Below are 23,808 nucleotides of genomic sequence, written 5' to 3'. Positions count from 1 at the left end.
GACCACCCGCATGGCTGAGCTGGCCTTCTTCTCAGGCACGATGGACTCCGGCAAATCGACGCTGGCGTTGCAGATGCACCACAACCACGCCGCGCGTGGCCGTGACGGCCTGCTGTTCACGTCGCACGACCGCTCGGGCGAGGCCCGCCTGTCCTCGCGCCTGGGGCTCAGCGTCCCGGCGCAGGAGGTGAGCCCGGCCACCGACTTCTGGGCCGAGGTCGTCGAGCGGCGGACCCGCGGCCGGGCGGTGGACTACCTCATCTGCGACGAGGCCCAGTTCTACACGGCCGAGCAGGTCGACCAGCTGGCCCGGGTGGTGGACGACCTCGGCGCGGACGTGTTCGCGTTTGGCATCGCCACCGACTTCCGCGCCAGGCTGTTCCCCGGGTCCGCCCGGTTGCTCGCGATGGCCGACCGGGTCGAGGTGCTGCAGGTGCAGGCGCTGTGCTGGTGCGGCGCCCGGGCCACGCACAACGCCCGGACGGTGGGCGGCGTCATGGTCGTCGAGGGGGAGCAGGTCGTGGTCGGCGATGTCGACGCGGCGCCCGAGGCTGACGAGGTGGGCTACGAGGTGCTCTGCCGGCGGCACCATGTGCGGCGGCAGACGGCGCGCACCGCGCAGGCGGCGGCGCCCTCGCCCCAGACGCTGGGGATGCTCCCGGAGCCGTCTGAGCCCTCAGCCAGCTGACCTGCGGCCGAGGGCCTGCGACGGGCGCCTACTCCGGCTTGGCCCCGAAGACGATCTCGTCCCAGCTCGGGACCTTGGCGCGGCCCTTGCGCGCCCTCGGCCGCTCAGCCACTGGCGCATCGTCCTGCGCGAGGGCGGCCGGCGGCGCCTCGGGGGTCGTTCGACGGCTGCCGGCGGGGTGCGCGTCGCGCTCCGAGGAGGTCGCGCTCGAGGCGCGCTCGGCCGCCGGCGTCCCAGCGGACCGGCCCGGGCGGGCAGAGCGCTCCTGTCCGGCCGCGCCGGAGGTGAGCGCGGGCAGTGCGGGCACGTCGCCGGCGGGGACCGGCACGGGGGCCAGCACCTTGGCCTCGGCGGCCGGCTCGGCGTCCACCGGGTGCGCGCCGGGCACGCTCGCCTCGAAGTCGAAGGCGTGCGGCGGGCCGAAGCCCTCCCACTCCTCCTCGTCGTCCTCGAGGTCGAGTTGCTGGCGCACTCCGCGTCGGGAGCTGAGGTCGTCGAGCAGCGCGGCGGTCTTGTCCTCGGGCTCGGGCTCGGCAGCGGCGCCCGCCGCCGGGCGCAGCGTGCCGTCGGCCTCGACGTCGAAGACGACGTCGCGCACGGCGGCCAGGTGGCGTCGGGCGATGGGCTCGTCGGCGATCTCCGTCTCGGAGAGCCAGCGCGCCTCGTCCTCGTCGGCCTGGACCACGCGCTTGGCCGGGTCGAACGTCCACCGGGCCTCACGGGGGCCGTCGCCCACGGTGAAGCGGGCGACCACGACCCACGGGCCGGACTGGTCGCGGTGCGCGTCCCAGGCCAGCGTGGCCAGGGCGACGCCCCGCGCGGCGAGCCGGTCGGTGACGAGGTCCCCGAGCTCCGGCGCGCCCGCGTCGCGGCCGACCCGGGTGGCTCGCGCCTGGTCGGCGATGAACGCGCGCTCGGCCAGCACCGGGCCCTCGTAGCGCCGCACGTGCTCCACCGGGAGGCCCGCCTCGTCCGCGACCTCCTGGGCGGTGCGCCCGGCGCGGATGCTCCGCTGGATCTCGCGTGGGGTCAGGGCTCCGGCCTGCGTGGAGCGCAGCTGCTCGAGCTGTGGCCGATCGCGGCGCACGGCGGCGCGCAACGGCTCGTCGATGCGCAGGCGGAAGCGCTGCCCGTCGGACGTGGCGAGCACCAGGTGCTCGCCGTCGTCGTGCAGGCCCACCAGCTCGAGCTCACCCATAAGACCTCCCTGTAGCTCAGGGAAGAGCCTCCCACCGATGTCGCCCGTTCGGCGGCAAGCTGCCCGGTGCGCCGCGCGGCGGACGCCCTGCGCCCTGCGATGATCGTCGCATGCTGCCCGAGCTGCCCTTCGAGCCTGTCATGGAGCTGGTCGGGATCTTCGTGGGCGCGCTCTCCGGAGGCCTCGCCGCCGTTCGCAAGAGATTCGACCTGTTCGGGGTGCTCGTCCTCGCCTGGGCCGCGGGCCTTGGCGGCGGCCTGATGCGCGACGTCCTCATCGGCGCCATCCCCCCGGTCGCGATCGCGGATTGGCGGTTCATCGTCACCGCGCTCGCCGGCGGCGTGGCGATGTACTTCTTCCATCCGCGACTGGTCCGCGCGCGGCGCACGATCGCGGTGCTCGACGCGGGAGCCCTCGCGCTGTTCGCCGTCGTCGGGACCGTCAAGGGGCTGCAGTTCGACGTGGGCGTGGTCGCCGCCGTCTTCGTGGGGACGATCACGGGCGTCGGGGGCGGCGTGCTGCGCGACCTGCTGACCGCCGAGGTCCCCGCCGTGCTCCATCATCGCGAGCTGTACGCGGTCCCCGCGCTCGTGGGCGCCGCCTCGACGGCTGTCCTCTGGGGGACGGGAGTGCTCACGAGCGTCACCGCGGCGCTCGTGGTCGCCGTGGTCTTCGTGCTGCGGCTGCTGGCGATGCGCTTCCACCTCAACGCGCCCGGGCCGTGGGAGGGCTTCCGCAGGGCCGTGTGAGCCGCGGCGCGGCCTACGGGCCCCGTCGGGCACGATGGACGGGTGAACACGACACCGGATGCCCTGCCTGACGCAGCGCTGCCTGACGCCGCACTGACCCAAGAGCTCGTCGCCTTCGCGGAGAAGCTGGCGCGGGCCGCCGGCCGGCTCGTCCACGACGGCCGGCCTGATCGGGTGGACGTCGCGGCCACGAAGTCTAGCCCGATCGACGTCGTCACCGAGATGGACCTCGCGTCCGAGGCGATGCTGCGCGAGATGCTCGCCGAGCACCGGCCGGGCGATGGCGTCCTGGGCGAGGAGGAGGGCTACGTCCCGGGCTCGACGGGGCTGACGTGGGTCCTGGACCCCATCGACGGCACGGTGAACTACCTCTACGGCATCCCCGCGTACGCGATCTCGGTGGCGGTGGTCGCGGGGGAGCCCGACCCGCAGGAGTGGACCGCGGTGGCCGGCTGTGTGCACTCGGTCGCGGACGGGCGCACCTACACGGCGGGCCGGGGCCTGGGCGCGCGCCTCGACGGGCGGCAGCTGCGGATCAATGCGGCGCCCGACCTGGCGACGTCGTTGCTCGGCACGGGATTCGGATACGTCGCCCAGCGGCGCCGCGCACAGGCGCGTATCGTCGCAGAAGTCCTTCCTCAGGTGCGTGATATTCGTCGCATCGGGTCCGCCGCGTTGGACCTCTGCTCGATCGCCTCCGGTGGTCTGGACCTGTACTACGAGCGTGGTCTCAACCCGTGGGACCTGGCTGCGGGCGGGCTGGTCGCGGAGGAGGCGGGGGCCGTGTTGACCGGCCTGGACGGGCGAAAGGCGGGCGCCGAGATGACAGTGGCCGGGCCGGCGGGGACGGTGGCGGAGCTTGTGGAGATCTTGGAACGGCTCGGCGCCGCGAGTGACTTATGAAAGCGTCTTCCACCAACTGTCCGAAGTTGGTCATTTGTCCGTGTGTGCACAGCCCAGAGAAATAGTGCAGAATCCGCAGCGCTACGGGAACAAACGTCGAGGCTGACGCATTGAGCCCGCATAGGACGATCCGCCGACGACACGGAGTGTGACCCAGCTCATGGCAACCGACTACGACGCCCCGCGCAAGACCGAGGAGGACCTCAGCGAAGACTCGCTGCAGGAGCTCCAGGCTCGGCGCTCCGACAAGAACTCGGGCGTGGTGGATGAGGACGAGACCGAGGCTGCGGAAGGTTTCGAGCTCCCGGGCGCCGACCTCTCCTCAGAAGAGCTCTCGGTGCGCGTGCTCCCGCGGCAGGCGGACGAGTTCACGTGCACGCGCTGCTTCCTCGTGCACCACCGCAGCCAGCTGGCGTTCGAGAAGAACGGCCAGCCCGTCTGCTCGGAGTGCGCTGCCTGACCTCTGCTCGGCGCGCCTCGACAGCGCCCCGCAGCGCCTGACAGGCGCTTGATGCGCGAAGGCCGGCAGGCCCGGGGTCAACCCGGCCCTGCCGGCCTTCCGCATGCCCGCGGACGTGCCCCGGCTCAGCGGCCGGCAGAGCCGATCGCCGCAGCGAGCTGCGCGGGCCGCCGGGTCGAGATGAGCCAGTAGGGCGTCGGGTCGAGCGGGTCGTCGACCTCGACCCGCACGGCCGTGCCCGCCCACGCCCGCAGCACGACGTGCGCCCGGGGGTCGTAGCCCTGGCCCGTCTCGTGGCGGGTCTGCTCGCGGTCCAGCGGCCGCGGCGCGGTGAGCAGCGCGAGGGGGATGTGCGCGTCGCCCACCCTCAGCTCGTCGTCGGTGACCAGCACCAGGGGAGAGGTCCGCAGGGCGAACACCACGGCGGCGGCGAAGGTCGCCACGCCCGCCACGACGGCGAGGGTGGTGCTCACCGGGTAGAAGACGGCGGCCATCACGCCACCGGCGGCCACGGTGAGGAGCCAGCCGAGGGGCCCGGGCAGCACCCTCTCGGAGTAGGCGCTGCGGACAGGGCGGGAGACGTCGTCGTGCATGCGACCAGCATCCCATCCCCACGCGGCGCGGCGTCCCGGTCCGAGGCGGGGGCGGTAGGGTCTGCCACCGTGACGGCTGACACCCCCCTCGAGGTCCTCCTGCTCCGGCTCGACGACGCCCTGCCCGCGCCCGCCTACGCGCACCCGGGCGACGCGGGCGCCGACCTCGTGACCCGCGAGGACGTGACCATTCCCCCGCAGGGCCGGGTCACGGTCCCCACCGGGGTCGCGATCGCCCTGCCCGACGGCTACGCGGCATTCGTGCACCCGCGCTCGGGCCTCGCCGCCCGGCACGGTCTGACGATCGTCAACGCGCCGGGGACAGTGGACGCCGGATACCGCGGCGAGATCGCCGTGACCCTGCTGAACACCGACGTCAGCGAGCCGGTCGAGCTGCGGCGCGGCGACCGCATCGCGCAGCTCGTGATCCAGCGCGTCGAGCGGGCCCGTTTCGTCGAGGTCGAGCGACTGCCTGGCTCCGACCGTGGCGAGGGCGGATTCGGCTCGAGCGGCGGATGGCTCGCGGCGGCTGCCCCCTCCGTGTGACATGCCGCGCGGCGGACGCTAGGTCGGACGCCCCGAGCGGATTAGTGTCGAGGTGGAGGCCTCTGGTGGCCTCAGATGAGAAGGGAAGTTCCGGTGGGCCTTTTCCGGCGTGACGCACGTTCGAGCGACACCGAGGATGCGGTGACCGACGACGTGACGGCGGCCCCGGACGCCTCGAGCGACGTGGACGACACCAGCGCGACTGACCGTGAGCGGGGCCCCTGGGACGCCGCCGAGGCGCCAGAGTCCGGTCCGCGCGTCGACCTTGGCGCGATCCTGCTGCCGGGCGTGCCCGGCATGGAGCTGCGGATGGAGATCGACAAGTCGACGTCCGTGGTCTCCGCCGCGCAGGTCAACCTGGACGGCTCCTCGCTGCAGGTGCAGGCCTTCGCCGCGCCGCGCACCGAGGGCATCTGGGATGAGATCCGCGAGGAGATCGCCGAGTCCGTGACCAAGCAGGGCGGCTCGGCCGACGACCTGCCCGGGCCGTTCGGCCGCGAGTTGCTGGCCCGGCTGCCCGTCCGCACCGCCGAGGGCCGCACCGGGCACCGCCCGGCCCGGTTCATCGGCTGGGACGGGCCGCGCTGGTTCCTGCGCGGGGTCCTCACCGGCAAGGCCGCCGTCGACCCCGAGGCGGCACAGACCCTCGAGCAGGTGTTCGCCGACATCGTCGTCGTGCGCGGCGACGAGGCCCGGCCCCCGCGCGACCTGCTCGCGCTGCGCCTGCCCGGCCAGGACCAGAACGTGGTCCCCGCGCCGGAGGCGCAGAAGTTCGAGCCGCCGAAGCGCGGGCCCGAGATCACGGAGATCCGATGAGCCTTCGCGATGCCCTGCACAAGGCTGTCGCCTCGCAGGAGCAGGTCGAGGCGGATGAGGAGCGCGAGCACGCCCTGCGCTCCAGCGGGTGCGTCCCAGTGGCGTCGGTGGCCGACCGGCGCCGTGCCAGCGTCTCCGGGGTGCTGCGCTCCGTGACCCTCCGGCCCCGCGAGGGCGTGCCCGCGCTGGAGGCCGAGCTCTACGACGGCAGCGGCACCGTCGACCTCGTGTGGCTGGGCCGGCGGTCCATCGGCGGAGTGGAGCCCGGGCGCCGGCTGCGGGCCGAGGGCCTGGTGTGCTCCCTCGAGGGCCGCCCGACGATCTACAACCCCCGCTACGAGTTGCGGCCGCTGTCCGGTGAGTGAGCCACGGGAGCCGGACGACGAGGTCGCCGCGCTCGACGATGTGGCCCAGCCCGAGGAGGGCGGCGCGCGCGGGCTGCGTGTGATCACCGCCGAGCAGTTCTCGCTCTCCGAGGCGGTGGGAGGGGTGCGCGGCCTCATCGAGTCCGTGGCGCCCGGCCTGCTGTTCGTCGTGGTCTACCTCGTGGCGGGGCAGGAGCTCACCCCGGCGCTGGTGGCCGCGGGCGGGGCCGCTGTCGTCGCGGTGCTGGCGCGGCTGCTGCAGCGCACCCCCGCCACCCAGGCGTTCTCGGGGCTGCTCGGCGTCGGCATCGGCGTGTTCTGGGCGTGGCGCTCCGGCCAGGCCGAGGACTACTTCGTGTACGGGATCCTGACCAACGTCGTGTACTTCGTCGGGTGCCTCGCCTCGGTGGTCGCGGGCTGGCCCGTGGTCGGAGTCGTGGTGGGCCTGCTGAGCTCCGACGGGCCACTGGGCGGCGGCGCGTGGTCGAAGGTCGGGGCCTGGCGCTCCGATCGCGCCCTGCGCCGGCGGTACACCTGGGCGACGTGGGCCTGGGTGGCCATGTTCGCCGCCCGGCTCGCCGTGCAGGTGCCGCTCTACCTCGCCGGGCAGGTGGCATGGCTGGGCACCGCGAAGCTCGCGATGGGCATCCCGCTGACGGCGCTCGTGCTGTGGTTCAGCTGGCTCCTGGTCCGCGGTTCAGGATCCGCTCCAGCTCCTGCTCGTCCGCATCCCGGCTCGTGACGAAGAGCAGCTCGTCGCGGCCCTCGATGGTGTCGTCCGGGCTCGGGGTGATGGGCCGGTCGTCGCGCACGATGCACGCCAGCACGGTGTCGGTGGGCCACACGACCTGACCGACGCGGCTGCCGACCAGCGGGGAGTCGGCGGGCAGGGTGAGGCCCAGGATGCCGGCGCCCGACTGGTGGAACGTGAAGATCCGGACCAGGTCCCCGACGGCCACGGCCTCCTCGACCATCGCCGTCATGATGCGCGGGGTCGAGACGGCGACGTCCACGCCCCACGCCTCGTCGAACATCCACTCGTTCTTCGGGTTGTTCACCCGGGCGACCGTGCGCGGGACGCCGTACTCCGTCTTGGCGAGCAGCGAGATGACCAGGTTGGCCTTGTCGTCGCCGGTGGCGGCGACCACCACGTCGCACTCGTCGACCTTCGCCTCGGTGAGCGTGGACAGCTCGCACGCGTCGGCGAGCAGCCAGTCCGCCTCGGAGACCTGCGCGACCCGCATCGCGGAGGGCTGGCGGTCCACCAGGGTGACCTCGTGGCCGTGCCCCAGGAGCTCGCGGGCGATCGAGCGGCCCACGGAGCCGGCTCCGGCGATGACGACCCTCATGCTGTCTCCTGGGGGGCGGTGGTGAGGGTGCGCTCCACGTCGGCGAGGTCGTCGGCGCGTGCGAGCACGTGCACCGTGTCGTCCTCCTGGAGCACGCTGTCGTCGGTGGGCAGCATGCCGTCGCCGTAGCGGGTCAGGTAGGCGACGCGGGCCCCGCTGAGCAGCTCCAGGCTCCGCACCGGCCGGCCGACCCAGCCGGGGTGCACGTCGACCTCGGCGAGCACGATCTGGCCCGACGCGTCGTGGTACTCGCTGGTGGCGCCCATGGGCAGCAGCCGGCGCAGCACCTGGTCGGACGTCCACCGCACAGTCGCCACGGTGGGGATGCCGAGGCGCTGGTAGATCTCGGCGCGGTGCGGGTCGTAGATGCGCGCCACGACGGTGCCGACGCCGTACGTCTCGCGCACCACGCGGGCGGCGAGGATGTTGGAGTTGTCGCCGTCCGACACCGCCGCGAAGCCGTAGGCGTCGTCGATGCCCGCCTGGGTGAGCGTGTCGCGGTCGAAGCCGAGGCCGGTGACCTTCTTGCCCCCGAAGTCGGCCTCGAGGCGTCGGAACGCGTCGGGGTTCTGGTCGATGACGGCGACGGAGTGGCCGCGGTTCTCGAGCGACTGGGCGAGGGTCGCGCCGACCCGGCCGCAGCCCATGATCACGAAGTGCACAACCGGCCACGCTATACCCCCGGCGACGTGGGCGCCGCCGTCCCCGGCGGTGGGATCCGCATGGCAGGTGGCAGGACAGGACGGTCCACGCCGGGAAGCCGACAGGCCTAGCATGGGCTCCCGTGTCGGACATCGCGGATGCCGCCAAACGCCTGGTGCTCGGACGACCCGTCCGCAGCGACCGGCTTGGCCATACCCTCCTCCCGAAGCGGATCGCACTCCCGGTCTTCGCCTCGGACGCCCTCTCCTCCGTCGCCTACGCGCCTGACGAGGTGCTCCTGACCCTCGCCGCGGCGGGCCTGGCCGCCACGGTCATCTCGCCGTGGGTGGGCGTGGCCGTGGTGGTGGTCATGCTGACCGTCATCGCGTCCTACCGGCAGAACGTGCACGCGTACCCGTCGGGCGGCGGTGACTACGAGGTCGCCACCGTCAACCTGGGGCCACGTGCCGGGCTCACGGTCGCCAGCGCCCTGCTCGTGGACTACGTGCTCACCGTCGCCGTGTCCATCTCCGCCGGCGCGCAGTACGCCGCGTCGGCGCTGCCCGAGCTGCGCGGCCATGAGGCGACGTTCGCGGTGGGGCTGGTGACGCTGCTGACCATCGCGAACCTGCGCGGCGTGAAGGAGTCCGGGCGGGCGTTCGCCGTCCCCGTGTACTTGTACATGCTCGCCATCGGCGGCATCGCCGTCACCGGGCTGGTGCGGTACCTCAGCGGCAACCTGCCGCAGGCCGCGAGCTCGGCCCTGGAGATCGTCCCGCAGTCCGACCTCGACCAGGGCCTGATGGGCATCGCGGGGGTGTTCTTGGTGCTGCGGGCCTTCGCCTCCGGGTCGGCCGCCCTCACCGGCGTCGAGGCCATCAGCAACGGCGTGCCCGCGTTCCGCAAGCCCAAGTCGAAGAACGCCGCCACCACGCTCGCCCTGCTCGGCGGCATCTCCGGCGCGTCGCTGCTGTCGATCCTGCTGCTCGCCCGCGCCACCGGGGTGCACTACGTCGAGGACCCCACGACCCAGTTGCTGCGCGACGGCGTGCCCGTCGGCGAGGAGTACGTGCAGCACCCCGTGATCGGCCAGCTCGCCGAGACCGTCTTCGATGGCGTGCCCGCGCTGTTCATCGGCGTCTCCGTCGTCACAGGGCTCATCCTGGTGCTCGCCGCCAACACGGCGTTCAACGGGTTCCCGGTGCTGGGCTCGATCCTCGCGCGGGACGGCTACCTGCCCCGCCAGCTGCACACCCGCGGGGACCGGCTCGCGTTCTCCAACGGCATCCTCACCCTCGCCGCGGCCGCCGCCGCCCTGATCTGGGCCTTCGACGCCCAGGTCACCCGGCTCATCCAGCTCTACATCGTCGGGGTGTTCGTCTCCTTCACCCTGAGCCAGCTCGGCATGGTCAAGCACTGGACGCGCGAGCTGCGCACCGCCGCCGATCCGGCGGCCCGCCGCCGGATGCGGCGCTCGCGGGTCGTCAACGGGGTGGGCCTGGCCATGACGTCCACGGTGCTGGTGATCGTGTTGGTGACGAAGTTCACCCATGGCGCCTGGATTGCGATCCTGGCGATGGGCGTGGTGTTCGTGCTGATGCGCGGCATCCGGGCGCACTACGACCGGGTGCGCGCCGAGCTCGCCCTGGGCGACGACGCTGACGAGGCTCGCGCCCTGCCCAGCCGCGTGCACGCCATCGTCCTGGTGTCCCAGCTGCACCGGCCCGCGATGCGCGCGATCGCCTACGCGCGGGCCGCGCGGCCGCAGGTGCTGGAGGCCGTGACGGTGGGGGTGGACGCCGAGGATGTCGCACGGCTGCGCGAGACATGGGAGGCTCTGGACCTACCGGTGCCGCTGAAGGTGCTCGACTCGCCCTTCCGCGAGATCACCCGGCCCGTGCTCACGTACGTCCGATCGATCCGTCGGGAGAGCCCACGAGACATCGTGGTGGTCTACATCCCCGAGTACGTCGTCGGACACTGGTGGGAGCAGCTGCTGCACAACCAGAGCGCGCTGCGGCTCAAGGGAAGGCTGCTGTTCACACCTGGCGTCGTCGTGGCGTCCGTGCCGTGGCAGCTGGCCTCCACTCACGGACAGACAGGCATGGAGGACACAGTGCGAGGAACGGTGACGCGTGGTTACTGACGTCGGCGACATGGTCGAGCTCGAGATCGGGCCGGTGGCCCATGGCGGCCACTGCGTCGCGCGGATCGGGGCCGACGCGGACGGCCGCGGGGGCCGGGTCGTCTTCGTCCGGCACACGCTGCCCGGCGAGCGGGTGCGCGCGCGCCTGACGGAGACGGGGGAGACCGCGTCGTTCTGGCGGGCCGACGCCGTCGAGGTCCTGGTGGCCTCCGCGGACCGCGTGCCGTCGGCGTGGCCCGAGGCGGGACCGGGCGGTGTGGGCGGCGGCGAGCTGGCGCACGTGTCGCTGGCCGGCCAGCGGGCCTGGAAGGCGGCGGTGCTGGCCGAGCAGCTGCAGCGGCTCGCGCACCTGGAGCGCGAGGTGGAGGTCGAGGCCGCCCCCGGCGACGACGAGCGCGGCGGCCTGGGCTGGCGCACGCGCATGGACCTGGTGGCGGACGGCAGCGGGCGCGCCGGCATGTCGGGCTTTCGCTCGCATGACGTGCACGCGCTGGACTCGATGCCGCTGGCGAATGAGGCGATCGCCGAGCTGGGGCTGTTCGAGCGGACCTGGAAGGCCGGGTCCCGCATCGAGGTCGTCGCCCCCGCGGGCGGCGACACCCCTGTGGTGCTCGTCGACGGCGAGCCCTTCGACCTGCGCCGCGGCCGCGTCGACGCGCGCCCGAACGCGCGCACCTCGGTCCGCGAGAACGTGCATGTCGCCGGGAAGGACTACACGTACCGCGTGGCGGCGTCCGGGTTCTGGCAGGTGCACCGCGAGGCCCCGGTGCTGCTCGCGCAGGCGGTGCTCGACGGCCTGGGCGACGTCGACGGCTGGACGGTGCTGGACCTGTACGCGGGCGCCGGGCTGTTCACGGCTCCGCTGTCCGACGCCGTCGGTCCCACCGGCGCGGTCGTGGCCGTCGAGGGCGACGCGCAGGCGCTGCGCGACGCGCGGCGCAACCTGCACGACAAGTCCAACGTGGAGCTGCACGCCGGCGACGTGGCGCGGGTCATGCTCGAGGACGCCGAGGGCAGCATCGTGCACGCCGACGCGGTCGTGCTGGACCCGCCGCGCGTCGGCGCCGGGCGCAAGGTCGTCGAGGCGATCGCCGGGCTGCGGCCCGAGCGCGTCGTCTACGTCGCCTGCGACCCCGCGGCGCTGGCCCGCGACCTGGCGTACTTCGCCGAGCACGGGTACCAGCTCGACGGGTTGCGCGCGTTCGACCTGTTCCCGATGACGCACCACGTCGAGGCCGTGGCGGTCCTGACGCGGTAGCCATCGCCGCCGTCAGCGGGAGGACGGGGTCGCCCCCGTCCTCCCGCCCGGCTCGGGCAGCCTCTGTCGGTTACGCGCCCGCCTCGAGCTCGACGACGAGCTCGATCTCGACGGGCGCGTCGAGGGGGAGCGCCGCGCCGCCCACCGCGCCGCGCGCATGAGCGCCGGCGGCCCCGAAGACGGCGTGGAGCACGTCGCTGGCGCCGTTGACCACGGCGGGCTGGCCGGTGAAGGCCGGGTCGCTCGCCACGAAGCCCACGAGCTTCACGACGCGCCGGATGCGGTCGAGGCCGCCGGCTTGCGCCGCCGCGGCGGCGATCGCGTGGAGGGCCGCCGGCCGGGCGAGCAGCGTGGCGGCCTCGGGCGTGACGCAGCCTGGCGTGTCGCCCACCTTGCCGCGGGCCTGCAGCTGGCCGTCGACCAGGGGCAGTTGGCCTGACGTCCAGATCCAGGACCCGGAGCGGACTGCGGGCTCGTAGGCGGCGACTGGCGAGGCGACGACCGGGAGGGCCAGGCCGGGGTGGGCGAGCCGGGCCGAGTGGGTGGCGCTCGCGTCGGGCTCGGCGGGCGGTGTGGTGGTGCGCATGGGTGCTCCTGGGGGTGCGGCGGCGGTCGTGGACGACGTCCGCCGGGTGTGGGGTGTGGGGGCGGCCCCCGCCAGCAGCGTCGCTGACGGGAGCCGCCCGGCCTGTCAGCTCTCGACGGCGGCGGGCCGGCGCTCGGACCTCGTCTTGAACCGGAACGCGACGTACAGGATGCCGACCCAGATGGGCCCGACGTACAGCGCGTACCGGAAGTCCGGCAGGAAGGCCATGAGGACGACCACCCCCGCCAGGAACACCAGCACGATGTAGTTCGACACCGGGTAGAACGGCATCTTGAAGCCGAGCTTCTCGACCTCGGCGGCGCCGATGCGCTTGCGGAACTTCATCTGGGTGATGACCACCATCGTCCAGTTGAAGATCCCGGCGATGAGCGCGACAGCCATCGTGTAGAGGAACACCTTGCCCGGGACGAGGAAGTTGAGGACCACGGCCACGGCCGTGACGGCCGACGAGGTGAGCACCCCGGCCATCGGGGAGCCGTTGCGGTTGAGCTTGCCCAGGTACTTCGGGGCGTTGCCCTGCTGCGCGAGGCTGTAGAGCATGCGCCCGTTGCTGTAGAGGCCGCTGTTGTACGCGGACACCGCCGCGGTGAGCACCACCACGTTGAGCAGCGCCGCGGCACCCGCGATGCCGATGTTGTCGAAGATGATGACGAACGGGCTGCCGCCCTCGCCGATCTGGTCCCACGGGAAGATGCAGAGCATCACGAGGATCGCGCCGACGTAGAAGATGAGGATCCGGTAGACGACCTGGTTGATCGCCTTGGGGATGCTGCGGCGCGGGTTCTCCGCCTCGCCGGCGGTGATGCCGATGAGCTCGACGCCCCCGAAGGAGAACATCACCACGACGAGCGCGGTGGCCATGCCCCACAGGCCGTTCGGGAAGTAGCCGCCGTGCTCCCAGAGGTTGGAGATCCCGGTGGAGCTCGTCTGCCCGACGCCGAAGAACACGATCACGGCGCCGAGGGCGATCATCGCGATGATCGCGACGACCTTGACGATCGCGAACCAGAACTCGAACTCGCCGTAGGCCTTGACGCTGACGAGGTTCACGCACGTCACGATCAGCAGGAAGATCGCGGCCGAGACCCAGGTCGGGACGTCGGGGAGCCAGAAGTTGACGTAGATCCCCACCACGGCCAGCTCGGCCATGCTCACGGCGATGTAGTTGAACCAGTAGTTCCAGCCGGAGAAGAACCCGGCGAAGCGTCCCCAGTTGGTGAAGGCGTAGTGGCTGAACGCCCCGGAGACCGGGGTGTGCCACGACATCTCGCCGAGCGCGCGCATGATCAGGAAGATCACCGCGCCGCCGATCAGGTACGCCAGCGTGATGGACGGGCCGGCCATGCCAATGCTGGACGCCGAGCCGTAGAACAGCCCGGTGCCGATCGCGCCGCCCAGCGCGATCATCTGGATATGGCGGTTCTTCAGCCCTCTGCGCAGGCCGCCCTCTGTGGTGGGGGCATCCTCACCGCCGGTCGGAGCGACGGACGGATCGGCGCTCGCCGTTCCCTCGCGTGCCTCTGTGCTCATGATCGTTCAGGTCCCTTCGTCGTTGAAAGGCGGCCGAGGCCAGGACGAGGGCCGGCGCTCGTGACGACGGCCCTCGTCCGCCACCGGTGTCCGGTGGTGGGGGGATGCGGTCAGTCGACCGGCTTGAGGTGCGAGGTGAAGTGGCGCAGGACCTTGGGCTCCCAGGTGATCTGGTAGCCCTTGATGTCGGCGGCGCGGTCCCTGATGGCGATGAGGGCGTCGGCGACCACGTCGAGGTGGGCCTGGGTGTAGACGCGGCGCGGGATGGCCAGCCGGGTGAACTCGAACGGCGCGCGCTGCTGCTCGCCCGTCTCGGGGTCCCTGTCCATCATGTAGGAGCCGATGTCGCAGCCGCGGATGCCCGCCTCGATGTACAGCTCGATGGTGAGGGCCTGGCCGGGGAACTCGTCGTACGGGATGTGCGGGAGGAGCTTGCCGGCGTCGATGAAGACCGCGTGGCCGCCGACGGGGTTCTGGAACGGGATCCCCGCCTCCTCGAGCCGTGCCCCGAGGTACTGCATCTGGCCGATGCGGTAGCGCAGGTAGTCGTAGTCCAGGCCCTCGTAGAGGCCAGTGGTCATGGCCTCGAGGTCGCGGCCCGCGAGCCCGCCGTAAGTGAGGTAGCCCTCGAAGGAGATGACGCGCGTCTTGATGGCGTCGACGAGCGGTCCGTCCTCGCGCACGGCGAGCATGCCGCCCATGTTGACCAGCGCGTCCTTCTTGGCGCTCATGGTGAAGACGTCGCCGTGGCTGAACATCTCGCGCGTGATCTCCAGCGGCGTCGCGTCGGCGAACTCGGCCTCGCGCTCCTTGATGAAGAACGCGTTCTCGGCGTACCGCGCCGCGTCGATGACGACGAGGATGCCGTGCTCCTTGGCCAGCGCGGCGGTCTCGCGCATGTTGGCCATCGAGACGGGCTGGCCGCCGACGCTGTTGTTGGTGATCGTCATGACGATCGCGGCGATGTTCTCGGCGCCGTGCTCGGCGATGAGCGACCGCAGGCGGGGCACGTCCATGTTGCCCTTGAAGTCGAAGTAGGCGCCGGAGTCGAGGCCCTCGGGGCACACGCAGTCGATCGCGCGGCCGCCGGCGAGGCCGACGTGGGCCCGCGTGGTGTCGAAGAACATGTTGGAGATGACGTACTGGCCGGGCGTGACGATCAGCGGGAAGAGGACCTTCTCGGCGGCACGGCCCTGGTGGACGGGCTGGATGTAGTCGTAGCCGAAGATCTCCTTGCCGGCCTCGATGAGCCGGTAGTAGCTGCGGCCGCCGGAGTACGACTCGTCGCCCCGCATGATCGCGCCCCACTGGGAGTCGCTCATGGAGCCCGTGCCGCTGTCCGTCTGGAGGTCGATGTAAACGTCCTCGGCGGAGAGCGAGAACGCGTTGTAGTGGGCGTCCCGGATGAAGGCCTTCCGCTCCTCGCGGGTGGTCATCTTGATCGGTTCGACCATCTTGATCTTGAACGGCTCGGGCATGTACCGCATGGCGCCTCTCCTCATGTCGCAGCCGGGCGGGGGGCTCCGGCTCCAGGTGCGTCAGAACTTCAACTGTGTGTTGAGAGCCTCAACGCATGTCGGGAGCGTAGCGGCAACCTTTGAAGACTTCAACAGGCATTTGAGTTAATCAACATCGTGTCATGATGGTCTTCACATAGTTGAGAGGGTCAGAGGATGACAAAGCGAACCGCACCCGACGCAGGACCTTCGACACCCGAGGCGGAGCAGGTGCTCGCGGTGCTCTCGGCCCTCGTCGAGCCGCTGGCGGCCACGCTGCCCGGAGACGCCGAGGTCGTCCTGCACGACCTGCGCCGGTTGCCCAACTCGATCGTCGCCATCGCCGGTGACGTCACGGGCCGCAGCGTCGGGAGCCCCTCCACCGACATGCTGCTGCGCAAGGCCGCCGAGGGAACGCTCGCGACCACCGTCGGCTACGAGACGCGCCTGCCCGACGGCCGCGTGCTGCGCTCGACCACCATCGTCATCCGCGACAGCAACGACACCCCCGTCGCCGCGCTCTGCGTCAACGCCGACGTCATGATCTGGCAGGCCGTCAAGGCGATCGCCGAGGCGATGCTCCCCGGCGCCAGCGCGGGCGCCGAGCCGCTTGCCGAGCCCGCGGGGGAGAACTTCGTCCGCGACATCGACGAGCTCGCCCAGCACCTGCTCACCGAGGCCATCGGCGCCTGCGGGGTGCCCGTCGAGCTCATGCAGAAGAAGCACAAGCTCACCGTGGTCAGCGACCTCAAGGACCGGGGCTTCTTCCTGCTCAAGGAGAGCGTGGAGATCGCCGCGCAGGCGCTCCAAGTCACCCGGTTCACGATCTACAACTACCTCAACGAGCTCGGCAACGAGGAGGGCGGGGCGTAGGGCCCCTCAGGCCAAGGGCAGCCACACGCGCATCGGGCCGGGCGCGCGGTTGCCCCATCGGGCGTACGGGATCGCCGTGACGTCCACCCGCACGCCCTCCGGCGACGCCGGGCCAGGAGCCGTGGGCTCGTCGGCGCTCGCGGACGCGTACAGCCCCTGGGAGGCCGGCCTGGCCAGTGCCGTCAGCCGCAGCGTCGGGAGGTCGCCCGGCTCGGCGGCGAGCACGGAGATCTCCGCGTCCGGCAGTAGCGCGAGGTCCTCGATCGAGCCCGTGCCGCGGTGGTCGGCCTGCTCGACGCAGTAGACGACGGGGCCGCGCAGCACGGCCCGCGTGCCGCGCACCGCGTCGACCCGGGGATGTGCCGCCACCAGCCGAGCGGGCATCGCCAGCTCGAGCTCGACGCTCAGGTGGCCCGCTGCGCCCGGGCGCGTCACCGCGTAGCCGTCGCGGACGTCGGGCGCCTCCACCGACGCGGCGTCGACGGCGAGGCGCCACTGCGTCGCCCACCCGGGGACCCGCAGGGCGATCGCCGCGCCGTCCCGGAGCCGGCCGTCGACCTCGATGTGGACGCTGCCGCTGGCGGGGTAGTCGGTGGTGACGCGCAGCGTCCCCTCGCCGAGATGGGCCGGCAGGTCGATCTCGGCGGCGGTGAGCAGGTGCACGTAGAGCGTGTCGTCATCGCACGTGCCCACGTACGTGTGCAGCGACGCGGCCAGCCGGGCGATGTTGGGAGGGCAGCAGGCGCAGCTGTACCAGGGGGTGCGGCGAGACGGGGCGTTCTCCTCCTCGCGGTGCCCGGCGCGCAGGTGGAGCGGGTTCGAGTAGAAGAACGTGCGCCCGTCCCGCCCGACGGCGGCCTCGACCGCGTTGAGCAGGGCGCGCTCGATCGCGTCGGCGTGGCGCGAGGAGCCCTCGACGAGGAGCATGCGGTGGCCCCACATCACATCGGCGATCGCCGCACAGGTCTCGGCGTAGGCGCGGTCCGGCGGCAGCTCGTATGGGTCGCCGAAGGACTCGTCGAAGTGCCGCGACCCCAGGGCGCCCGTCACATGCATCTTCTGCTCGTGCGCGGACTCCCACTGCTCGCGCATGGCGCGCAGCAGGCTCGGGTCGCCCTGCTCTGTGTAGACGTCCGTGACGCCGGCGTTGAGGTACAACTGGCGGACCGCGTGCCCGGTCGCCTCGAGCGACTCGCGCACGGGGGCGTGGTCCTGGAAGTAGTGCGGGCCGAGCCGGTCGGGTCCGAGCAGGCCCTGACCGCGCGCGTCGACCATGCTGCGGGCCAGGTCGAGGTAGGGGCCGTGCCCTGTGGTGCGGTACAGCTCGACGAGCGCCGTCTCGATCTCCGGGTGGCCGCACACCCCGATCTGGCCGTCCGGGCCGAACCGGCGCACCACAAGGTCGGCTGTGCGGCGCGCGAGGGCGAGGAAGTCCTCGCGCCCGGCGCCGCGGTGCAGTGCGATCGCCGCCTGCACCAGATGGCCCGCGCAATACAGCTCATGGGACCAGCGCAGGTCGGCGAACCGCTCGCCTGGCCGCGTCCCCTGCACCCACGAGTCGAGGTACCCGTCGGAGTCCTGGGCCGCGCAGAGCAGCTCGAGCGTGTCGGCCAGGAAGCCGTCCCACTCCGTTGTGCCCGTGCGGCCGATCTCCCAGCCGATCGCCTCGAGCACCTTGTACACGTCCGAGTCGGCGAAGTTGTAGCCGACGTAGGGGCCCTCGAAGCGGCCTGCGACGCGTCGCAGATTGTCGAGGGCGCCGCTGCGCTCCAGCATCTCGACACAGTGCGGGAGGGTCGCCGTGGCGTTGAGGCGCTGCCAGGCGCCCAGATGGCCAGCGGGGTCGAGGCGGACGGACCCGGACGGCAGCGGCCGCTGTGCGAGCCGCTCGGTGGCGCGCGGGGCCACCGGGCCGGAGTGGGGGGAGGGAGTGCGCATGGGCTTCCTTGCCGTGCCAGGGACAACGTCGTCGACGTACCCTCGCCGCCATCTACAACGTTGTCAATGCGTGCCGCGCACCCCGCCCCGGACGGTCACACGCTCGTGGCGGCGTCCTCGGCTGGCGGCGGGCTCGCGCGCCGCCGACGGGTGAGCCGCACCGCGGCGACTGCCGTGGCCGCGACGACCCCGCCCAGCACGGCCCAGGGGAGCAGGGCGCCGAGCACCACCAGCAATCCGCCGAGGACGCTCACGAGCGCGCCCCACCCGGCCTGGAGGCCGCCCAGGAAACCGCCGGTGGACGGCGGCGCCGCCTCGATCAGCGGCGTCGTGGAGATCTGGATCGTCAGCGTGGACAGCGCGACCTCCTCGGCGATCCGGGCGCGCTGCGTCTGCATGCTCTCGAGCGTCGCCTGCCGCTCGGCCAGCGCGCTCTCGGCGGAGATGATGTCGGAGTTCGTCGTGGCGCGGGACAGCAGCTCCTCCATCCGCGCCACCGAGAGCCGCATCGCGCGGATCCGCGCGTCGAGGTCCTGGACGTCGCCCGTGACGTCCTCGGCGGTGAGGTCCACCTGACGGACCTCGCCGATCTCCTCCAGTGCCGTCAAGGTCGACGTCATGTCGCCCGACGGGATGCGCACCGTCAGCCAGGCGACTGCGTCCCGCCCGTCCGTGCCCGCGCTCTCCGAGCGCGCGTCCACCCGCCCACCGTCCCGCTCGACCAGCGCCACCACAGCGGCAGTCGCGGCGCGCGGGTCGTCGACGGCGAGCGCGACATCGCCCCGGGTGATCACCTCGCGGCTGGCTGCCGCGTCGCTCGCGGCGGAGCCCAGGGCGAGCGACTCGTCGGCGGCCCCTCCGGCGTCTCCGTCGCCGCCCGGCTCCTGTGCCATCGTCACGGCCGAGCCGCCCTCTGCCATGGAGCCGGCCCCTGCCATGGAGTCGCCGCTCGCCGAGCATGCGGCGAGCAGGGCGACCAGCAGCATCGAGCTCGTGATCAGGACGCGTCGTCGCATGTCAGGCCTCATGTCGGCAACCTAGGCCGCCTATCGGGGGCTCGGCGGCGAAGTGACGCGAACGTGACCCTGTCGTCATCCGATCGTGCCGCCGGCGTGGGCTCGTCGACTCCCTCGCGCGCAGGGCGGGGGAGTCATAGCCTGGGATGTCGCCGGCCTGTGGGGGCCGGGAGGGGGATGTCGCCGGCCTGTGGGGGCCGGGAGGGGAGAGGAACCGATGACGGGTGCAGGGGAGAGCGCAGCCGCGCGTCGGCTGGCCGAGGCGAGCCGGGCTGCCACGATCGAGCTGCACAAGCAGGGCACGCCCGAATACGACCAGCGCGCGCACGAGCGCGCAGTCGAGGCGGAGCGCAAGGCGGCGGAGGCGGTCGCGGCGGAGCGCGAGGCCCAGCGCTGAGCCTGCGGCGCGGCGCCGGCGGGAGTGTCGCTGGGCGGAGATCGGGGCGCTAGGATGTATCTTGACGTCGAGATATCCGGGCTCGCCCCGCCGCTAGGCTGGTGGCAGCCCCAGGACCACCGCGAACGGCCACAGCCGCCGCAAGACCGCCCAGCGAAGGAGCCCCAGTGAGCAGCGTCGACAGCTTTAGGTCGAAAGGCACCCTCGAGGTCGGTGACGCCTCCTACGAGATCTATCGGCTCGCCGCGGTGCCCGGCGTCGAGCGCCTGCCGTACAGCCTGAAGGTGCTCGCCGAGAACCTGCTGCGCACCGAGGACGGCGCGAACATCACCGCCGACCACGTGCGCGCGCTCGCGGACTGGGACCCCCAGGCGCAGCCCGACACCGAGATCCAGTTCACGCCCGCCCGCGCGATCATGCAGGACTTCACCGGCGTCCCGTGCATCGTCGACCTGGCCACCATGCGCGAGGCCGTCGCCGAGCTCGGGGGAGACCCCAGCCGGATCAACCCCCTGGCGCCCGCCGAGCTGGTCATCGACCACTCCGTGCAGATCGACGTCGCCGGCCGCCCCGACGCCTTCGAGCGCAACGTCGCGTTCGAGTACGAGCGCAACTTCGAGCGCTACCAGTTCCTGCGCTGGGGCCAGACGGCCTTCGACGACTTCAAGGTCGTCCCGCCCGGCACCGGCATCGTGCACCAGGTCAACATCGAGTACCTGGCGCGCACCGTGATGACCCGCGAGGTCGGTGGCGTGCTGCGCGCGTACCCCGACACCTGCGTCGGCACCGACTCGCACACCACGATGGTCAACGGCCTGGGCGTGCTGGGCTGGGGCGTCGGCGGCATCGAGGCCGAGGCGGCCATGCTGGGCCAGCCCGTCTCGATGCTCATCCCGCGCGTCGTCGGCTTCAAGCTCTCAGGCTCGATCCCCTCCGGTGTGACCGCCACCGACATCGTCCTGACCATCACGCAGCAGCTGCGCGAGCACGGCGTGGTCGGCAAGTTCGTCGAGTTCTACGGCGACGGCGTCGCCGCCGTGCCGCTCGCGAACCGCGCCACCATCGGCAATATGAGCCCCGAGTTCGGCTCCACCTGCGCGATCTTCCCGATCGACGACGTCACCCTCGACTACCTGCGCCTCACCGGCCGCGCCGACGAGCAGGTCGCGCTCGTCGAGGCGTACGCCAAGGAGCAGGGCCTGTGGCACGACCCGGCCCAGGAGCCGGTGTTCTCCGAGTACCTCGAGCTGGACCTCGGCACCGTGGTCCCGTCCATCGCCGGGCCGAAGCGCCCGCAGGACCGCATCGAGCTGACGGAGGCCAAGCGGTCCTTCGCGACGACGATCCTCGACTACGTCCCCGAGAACGAGGCGGCGCCGTACGTCGCGCCGCTGACCGCGCTCGACGAGTCCGTTGACGAGACGTTCCCGGCGTCCGACCCCATCGCGGCCGACCACGACGACGCCTCGGGCCGCCCGACGCACGTCGCCTACGACAACACCGCCGCGCGCCCCCACAAGCGCGTCCCGGTGACCCTGGCTGACGGCACCCAGACGGAGATCGACCACGGCTCCGTCGTGATCGCCTCGATCACGTCGTGCACCAACACCTCGAACCCCTCGGTGATGCTCGCCGCCGCCCTCGTCGCCAAGAAGGCCGTCGAGAAGGGCCTGTCCGCGAAGCCGTGGGTCAAGACGTCCATGGCCCCGGGCTCGAAGGTCGTCACCGACTACTACGAGAAGGCCCAGCTCTGGCCCTACCTCGAGAAGCTCGGCTTCCACCTCGTCGGCTACGGCTGCGCCACTTGTATCGGCAACTCGGGCCCGCTGCCCGAGGAGGTCTCCGAGGCCGTCAACGAGCATGACCTGTCGGTCGTCTCCGTGCTCTCGGGCAACCGGAACTTCGAGGGCCGCATCAACCCCGACGTCAAGATGAACTACCTGGCCTCCCCGCCGCTGGTCATCGCGTACGCCCTCGCCGGGACGATGGACTTCGACTTCGTCAACGAGGCCCTCGGGCACTCCGAGGACGGCACGCCGGTCTTCCTCGCGGACATCTGGCCCTCCCCGGAGGAGGTCCAGGCGACCATCGACCAGGCCATCGACCGCGGCATGTTCACCAAGGACTACGCCGACGTCTTCGCGGGCGACGAGCGCTGGCAGGGCCTGCCCACGCCGGTGGGCGACACCTTCGAGTGGGACGCCGACTCGACGTACGTGCGCAAGCCCCCGTACTTCGAAGGCATGACCCACGAGCCCGCCCCGGTGCAGGACGTCACCGGCGCCCGGGTGCTCGCGAAGCTGGGCGACTCAGTCACCACCGACCACATCAGCCCTGCGGGCGCCATCAAGCCCGACAGCCCCGCGGGCCGGTACCTCGCCGAGCACGGCATCGAGCGCCGCGACTTCAACTCCTACGGCTCGCGCCGCGGGAACCACGAGGTGATGATCCGCGGAACGTTCGCGAACATCCGCCTGCGCAACCAGCTCGTGCCCGGCGTCGAGGGCGGCTTCACCGTGGACCACCTCACCGGCGAGCAGACGACGATCTACGACGCCGCGCAGTCCTACGCCGCCGCGGGCATCCCGCTCGTGATCCTGGGCGGCAAGGAGTACGGCTCCGGGTCCTCACGCGACTGGGCTGCCAAGGGCACCGCGCTGCTGGGCGTCACGGCCGTCATCACGGAGAGCTTCGAGCGGATCCACCGCTCCAACCTCATCGGGATGGGCGTGCTGCCGCTGCAGTTCCCCGCAGGCGAGACCGCCGAGTCGCTGGGCCTGGACGGCACGGAGACGTTCGACATCGCCGGCGTCACCGGGCTCAACGAGGGCATCACGCCCCGCACGCTCAAGGTCACCGCGACCAAGGGCGACGGCTCCGTCGTCGAGTTCGACGCGGTGCTGCGCATCGACACCCCCGGCGAGGCGGACTACTACCGCAACGGCGGCATCTTGCAGTACGTGCTGCGCTCACTCGTCGCGAGCTGACGAGGCTGTTGACGAGGCCGGTGTCCCGCTGCTGCGGGACACCGGCCCTCGTCATGTCAGTCGCCCTTCACGTTGACGATCTGCCGCAGCACGTGGCGGATCTCGACCAGGTCGTCGGCGTCGGCCATGACCTGGTCGATGTCCTTGTACGCCGCGGGGATCTCGTCGATGAACGCGTCCGTGTCCCGGTACTCGATGCCCGCCATCGCCGCACGGAGCTGGTCGACCGTGTACTGCCGCCTCGCCGCCGACCGCGAGAGGCTGCGGCCCGCGCCATGCGGCGAGGAGCACAGCGAGAGCGGATCGCCCTTGCCGGTCACCACGTAGGACGCCGTGCCCATCGACCCGGGGATGAGCCCCGGGTCTCCGGCGCCGGCGCGGATGGCGCCCTTGCGGGACACCCACACCTTCTTGCCGAAGTGGGTCTCCTGCTCCGTGAAGTTGTGGTGGCAGTTGACGCGCTGGGCCTCCTCGACCGGGGCGCCCATGTGCTCGCCGATGGCGGAGGCGACGCGGTCCATCATCTCCTCGCGGTTCGCGGCGGCGAAGTCCTGCGCCCACCGCAGTTCGCGGATATAAGCCCAGAACTCGTCGGTGCCCTCGGCCAGGTACGCGAGGTCCGGGTCCGGCAGGTCGATCCACCACCGCTTGCACAAGTCGGCGGCGATGGCGATGTGCCGCTGGGCGATCTTGTTGCCCACGCCCCGCGAGCCCGAGTGCAGGAACAGCCACACGCGGCCGAGCTCGTCGACCGACACCTCGATGAAGTGGTTCCCCGAGCCCAGGCTGCCGAGCTGCAACCGCCAGTTCGGCCCGTAGCGGTCGGGGTCGAACCCGGCGCGCTGGGCCTTGGCCTCGAGGTCGGCGACCCGGGCGGCGGCCGTGTCGGTGAGGCGTGTGTTGTACGCGCCGACCGACAGCGGGATGCGCTCCTCGATGGACTCACGCAGGCCGGGCAGCGGTCCGGCGGCGCGGACCTGTTCCTCATCCCACCCCGTCCGCACCGCGATCATGCCGCAGCCGATGTCGACGCCCACCGCTGCGGGGATGATCGCGCCGAGCGTCGGGATCACGGATCCGACGGTGGCGCCCTTCCCGAGGTGCGCGTCGGGCATCAGGGCGACGTGGGGGTAGACGAACGGCAGGGTCGACGTCGCGATGGCCTGCTCGCGGGCGCGATCGTCCAGGACGGACGCCCAGTTGATCAGCCGCTTGGACAGGTGCTCTCTGGTCATGGTCGGCGATCCTGGC

23 protein-coding genes are annotated in these 23,808 nt (G+C 72.0%); 13 read left to right on the top strand and 10 right to left on the bottom strand.

Features of this window, described 5'->3' with window-relative positions; all coding sequences use genetic code 11:
* The first annotated feature begins 10 nt into the window (after positions 1-10).
* Entirely contained in the window at positions 11-688 is a 678-nt protein-coding gene (locus tag BN3788_RS17660; protein WP_066588988.1) for a thymidine kinase, read from the top strand.
* A 28-nt stretch (positions 689-716) separates the two neighbouring features.
* Here the strand turns inward: BN3788_RS17660 and sepH are convergent, their stop codons facing one another.
* On the bottom strand, positions 717-1,886 hold the full coding sequence (gene sepH / locus BN3788_RS17655) for a septation protein SepH (RefSeq protein ID WP_066588986.1): 1,170 nt from the start codon (positions 1,884-1,886) through the stop codon (positions 717-719).
* A gap of 110 nt (positions 1,887-1,996) precedes the next feature.
* Between sepH and BN3788_RS17650 the strand changes: the two genes are divergently transcribed.
* The 3 genes from BN3788_RS17650 to BN3788_RS17640 all read left to right on the top strand — a co-directional run bounded on the left by BN3788_RS17650 (position 1,997) and on the right by BN3788_RS17640 (position 3,998).
* Positions 1,997-2,635 (top strand): trimeric intracellular cation channel family protein, encoded by a 639-nt coding sequence (locus BN3788_RS17650; RefSeq protein ID WP_066588983.1) that lies wholly within the window; start codon positions 1,997-1,999, stop codon positions 2,633-2,635.
* Between the two features lie 42 nt (positions 2,636-2,677).
* Positions 2,678-3,538: an inositol monophosphatase family protein gene (locus tag BN3788_RS17645; RefSeq protein ID WP_234346710.1), complete on the top strand. Its 861-nt coding sequence runs from the start codon at positions 2,678-2,680 to the stop codon at positions 3,536-3,538.
* Positions 3,539-3,698: 160 nt separating this feature from the next.
* Complete coding sequence (locus BN3788_RS17640) at positions 3,699-3,998, top strand: DUF4193 domain-containing protein (protein WP_066589715.1); 300 nt, start codon at positions 3,699-3,701, stop codon at positions 3,996-3,998.
* A 125-nt stretch (positions 3,999-4,123) separates the two neighbouring features.
* Here BN3788_RS17640 and BN3788_RS17635 read toward each other — a convergent pair whose 3' ends face one another.
* The gene (locus BN3788_RS17635) at positions 4,124-4,591 is read right to left on the bottom strand and encodes a DUF3093 domain-containing protein (protein ID WP_066588976.1); all 468 of its coding nucleotides are present in this window, start codon (positions 4,589-4,591) and stop codon (positions 4,124-4,126) included.
* A gap of 69 nt (positions 4,592-4,660) precedes the next feature.
* Here BN3788_RS17635 and dut point away from each other — a divergent pair, with 69 nt between their 5' ends.
* From dut to BN3788_RS17615, 4 genes are all read left to right on the top strand, one after another.
* Positions 4,661-5,137: a dUTP diphosphatase gene (dut, locus tag BN3788_RS17630; protein ID WP_066588974.1), complete on the top strand. Its 477-nt coding sequence runs from the start codon at positions 4,661-4,663 to the stop codon at positions 5,135-5,137.
* Between the two features lie 93 nt (positions 5,138-5,230).
* The gene (locus BN3788_RS17625; RefSeq protein ID WP_066588973.1) at positions 5,231-5,953 is read left to right on the top strand and encodes a DUF3710 domain-containing protein; all 723 of its coding nucleotides are present in this window, start codon (positions 5,231-5,233) and stop codon (positions 5,951-5,953) included.
* Complete coding sequence (locus BN3788_RS17620) at positions 5,950-6,318, top strand: OB-fold nucleic acid binding domain-containing protein (protein ID WP_066588971.1); 369 nt, start codon at positions 5,950-5,952, stop codon at positions 6,316-6,318. The genes BN3788_RS17625 and BN3788_RS17620 overlap by 4 nt, the downstream gene beginning before the upstream one ends.
* Entirely contained in the window at positions 6,311-7,060 is a 750-nt protein-coding gene (locus BN3788_RS17615) for a DUF3159 domain-containing protein (protein ID WP_066588966.1), read from the top strand. The genes BN3788_RS17620 and BN3788_RS17615 overlap by 8 nt, the downstream gene beginning before the upstream one ends.
* Here BN3788_RS17615 and BN3788_RS17610 read toward each other — a convergent pair.
* Positions 6,993-7,667 carry a potassium channel family protein gene (locus BN3788_RS17610; RefSeq protein WP_066588965.1) on the bottom strand — a complete coding sequence of 225 codons (675 nt, stop codon included), beginning with the start codon at positions 7,665-7,667 and terminating at the stop codon, positions 6,993-6,995. The two genes, BN3788_RS17615 and BN3788_RS17610, sit on opposite strands and share 68 nt — an antisense overlap.
* Positions 7,664-8,314, bottom strand: a complete 651-nt coding sequence (locus BN3788_RS17605; protein ID WP_066589712.1) for a potassium channel family protein — start codon at positions 8,312-8,314, stop codon at positions 7,664-7,666. The genes BN3788_RS17610 and BN3788_RS17605 overlap by 4 nt, the downstream gene beginning before the upstream one ends.
* A 137-nt stretch (positions 8,315-8,451) precedes the next feature.
* Here BN3788_RS17605 and BN3788_RS17600 point away from each other — a divergent pair, with 137 nt between their 5' ends.
* Together BN3788_RS17600 and BN3788_RS17595 are read left to right on the top strand one after the other, a co-directional pair.
* Positions 8,452-10,455 (top strand): APC family permease, encoded by a 2,004-nt coding sequence (locus BN3788_RS17600; RefSeq protein WP_066588964.1) that lies wholly within the window; start codon positions 8,452-8,454, stop codon positions 10,453-10,455.
* Between the two features lie 10 nt (positions 10,456-10,465).
* The gene (locus tag BN3788_RS17595) at positions 10,466-11,713 is read left to right on the top strand and encodes a class I SAM-dependent RNA methyltransferase (RefSeq protein ID WP_066588963.1); all 1,248 of its coding nucleotides are present in this window, start codon (positions 10,466-10,468) and stop codon (positions 11,711-11,713) included.
* A gap of 70 nt (positions 11,714-11,783) precedes the next feature.
* On the opposite strand, the gene BN3788_RS17590 is transcribed toward BN3788_RS17595, so the two are convergent.
* From BN3788_RS17590 to BN3788_RS17580, 3 genes are all read right to left on the bottom strand, one after another.
* A complete protein-coding gene (locus tag BN3788_RS17590) occupies positions 11,784-12,299 on the bottom strand; it encodes a RidA family protein (protein WP_066588962.1) in 516 nt (171 codons plus the stop codon).
* A gap of 105 nt (positions 12,300-12,404) precedes the next feature.
* The gene (locus BN3788_RS17585; RefSeq protein WP_082813037.1) at positions 12,405-13,850 is read right to left on the bottom strand and encodes an amino acid permease; all 1,446 of its coding nucleotides are present in this window, start codon (positions 13,848-13,850) and stop codon (positions 12,405-12,407) included.
* 110 nt (positions 13,851-13,960) lie between these two features.
* A complete protein-coding gene (locus tag BN3788_RS17580) occupies positions 13,961-15,337 on the bottom strand; it encodes a tryptophanase (RefSeq protein WP_066588960.1) in 1,377 nt (458 codons plus the stop codon).
* Positions 15,338-15,523: 186 nt separating this feature from the next.
* Between BN3788_RS17580 and BN3788_RS17575 the strand changes: the two genes are divergently transcribed.
* The gene (locus tag BN3788_RS17575) at positions 15,524-16,219 is read left to right on the top strand and encodes a helix-turn-helix transcriptional regulator (RefSeq protein WP_066588958.1); all 696 of its coding nucleotides are present in this window, start codon (positions 15,524-15,526) and stop codon (positions 16,217-16,219) included.
* A gap of 6 nt (positions 16,220-16,225) precedes the next feature.
* On the opposite strand, the gene BN3788_RS17570 is transcribed toward BN3788_RS17575, so the two are convergent.
* Positions 16,226-18,157: a glycoside hydrolase family 127 protein gene (locus BN3788_RS17570; RefSeq protein ID WP_066588956.1), complete on the bottom strand. Its 1,932-nt coding sequence runs from the start codon at positions 18,155-18,157 to the stop codon at positions 16,226-16,228.
* 95 nt (positions 18,158-18,252) lie between these two features.
* A complete protein-coding gene (locus BN3788_RS17565) occupies positions 18,253-19,173 on the bottom strand; it encodes a DUF4349 domain-containing protein (protein WP_066588955.1) in 921 nt (306 codons plus the stop codon).
* Positions 19,174-19,390: 217 nt separating this feature from the next.
* Here BN3788_RS17565 and BN3788_RS17560 point away from each other — a divergent pair, with 217 nt between their 5' ends.
* Both BN3788_RS17560 and BN3788_RS17555 read left to right on the top strand, forming a co-directional pair.
* The gene (locus BN3788_RS17560) at positions 19,391-19,570 is read left to right on the top strand and encodes a translation initiation factor 2 (RefSeq protein WP_066588954.1); all 180 of its coding nucleotides are present in this window, start codon (positions 19,391-19,393) and stop codon (positions 19,568-19,570) included.
* A gap of 167 nt (positions 19,571-19,737) precedes the next feature.
* On the top strand, positions 19,738-22,557 hold the full coding sequence (locus BN3788_RS17555) for an aconitate hydratase (RefSeq protein ID WP_066588952.1): 2,820 nt from the start codon (positions 19,738-19,740) through the stop codon (positions 22,555-22,557).
* Between the two features lie 56 nt (positions 22,558-22,613).
* On the opposite strand, the gene BN3788_RS17550 is transcribed toward BN3788_RS17555, so the two are convergent.
* Entirely contained in the window at positions 22,614-23,792 is a 1,179-nt protein-coding gene (locus tag BN3788_RS17550; protein ID WP_066588949.1) for an RtcB family protein, read from the bottom strand.
* Positions 23,793-23,808 lie beyond the last annotated feature (16 nt).

It is taken from the genome of Cellulomonas timonensis, from assembly GCF_900046455.1.
Taxonomy (GTDB): Bacteria; Actinomycetota; Actinomycetes; order Actinomycetales; family Cellulomonadaceae; genus Cellulomonas_A; species Cellulomonas_A timonensis.
This window is presented reverse-complemented; position numbering and strand designations above follow the sequence as displayed.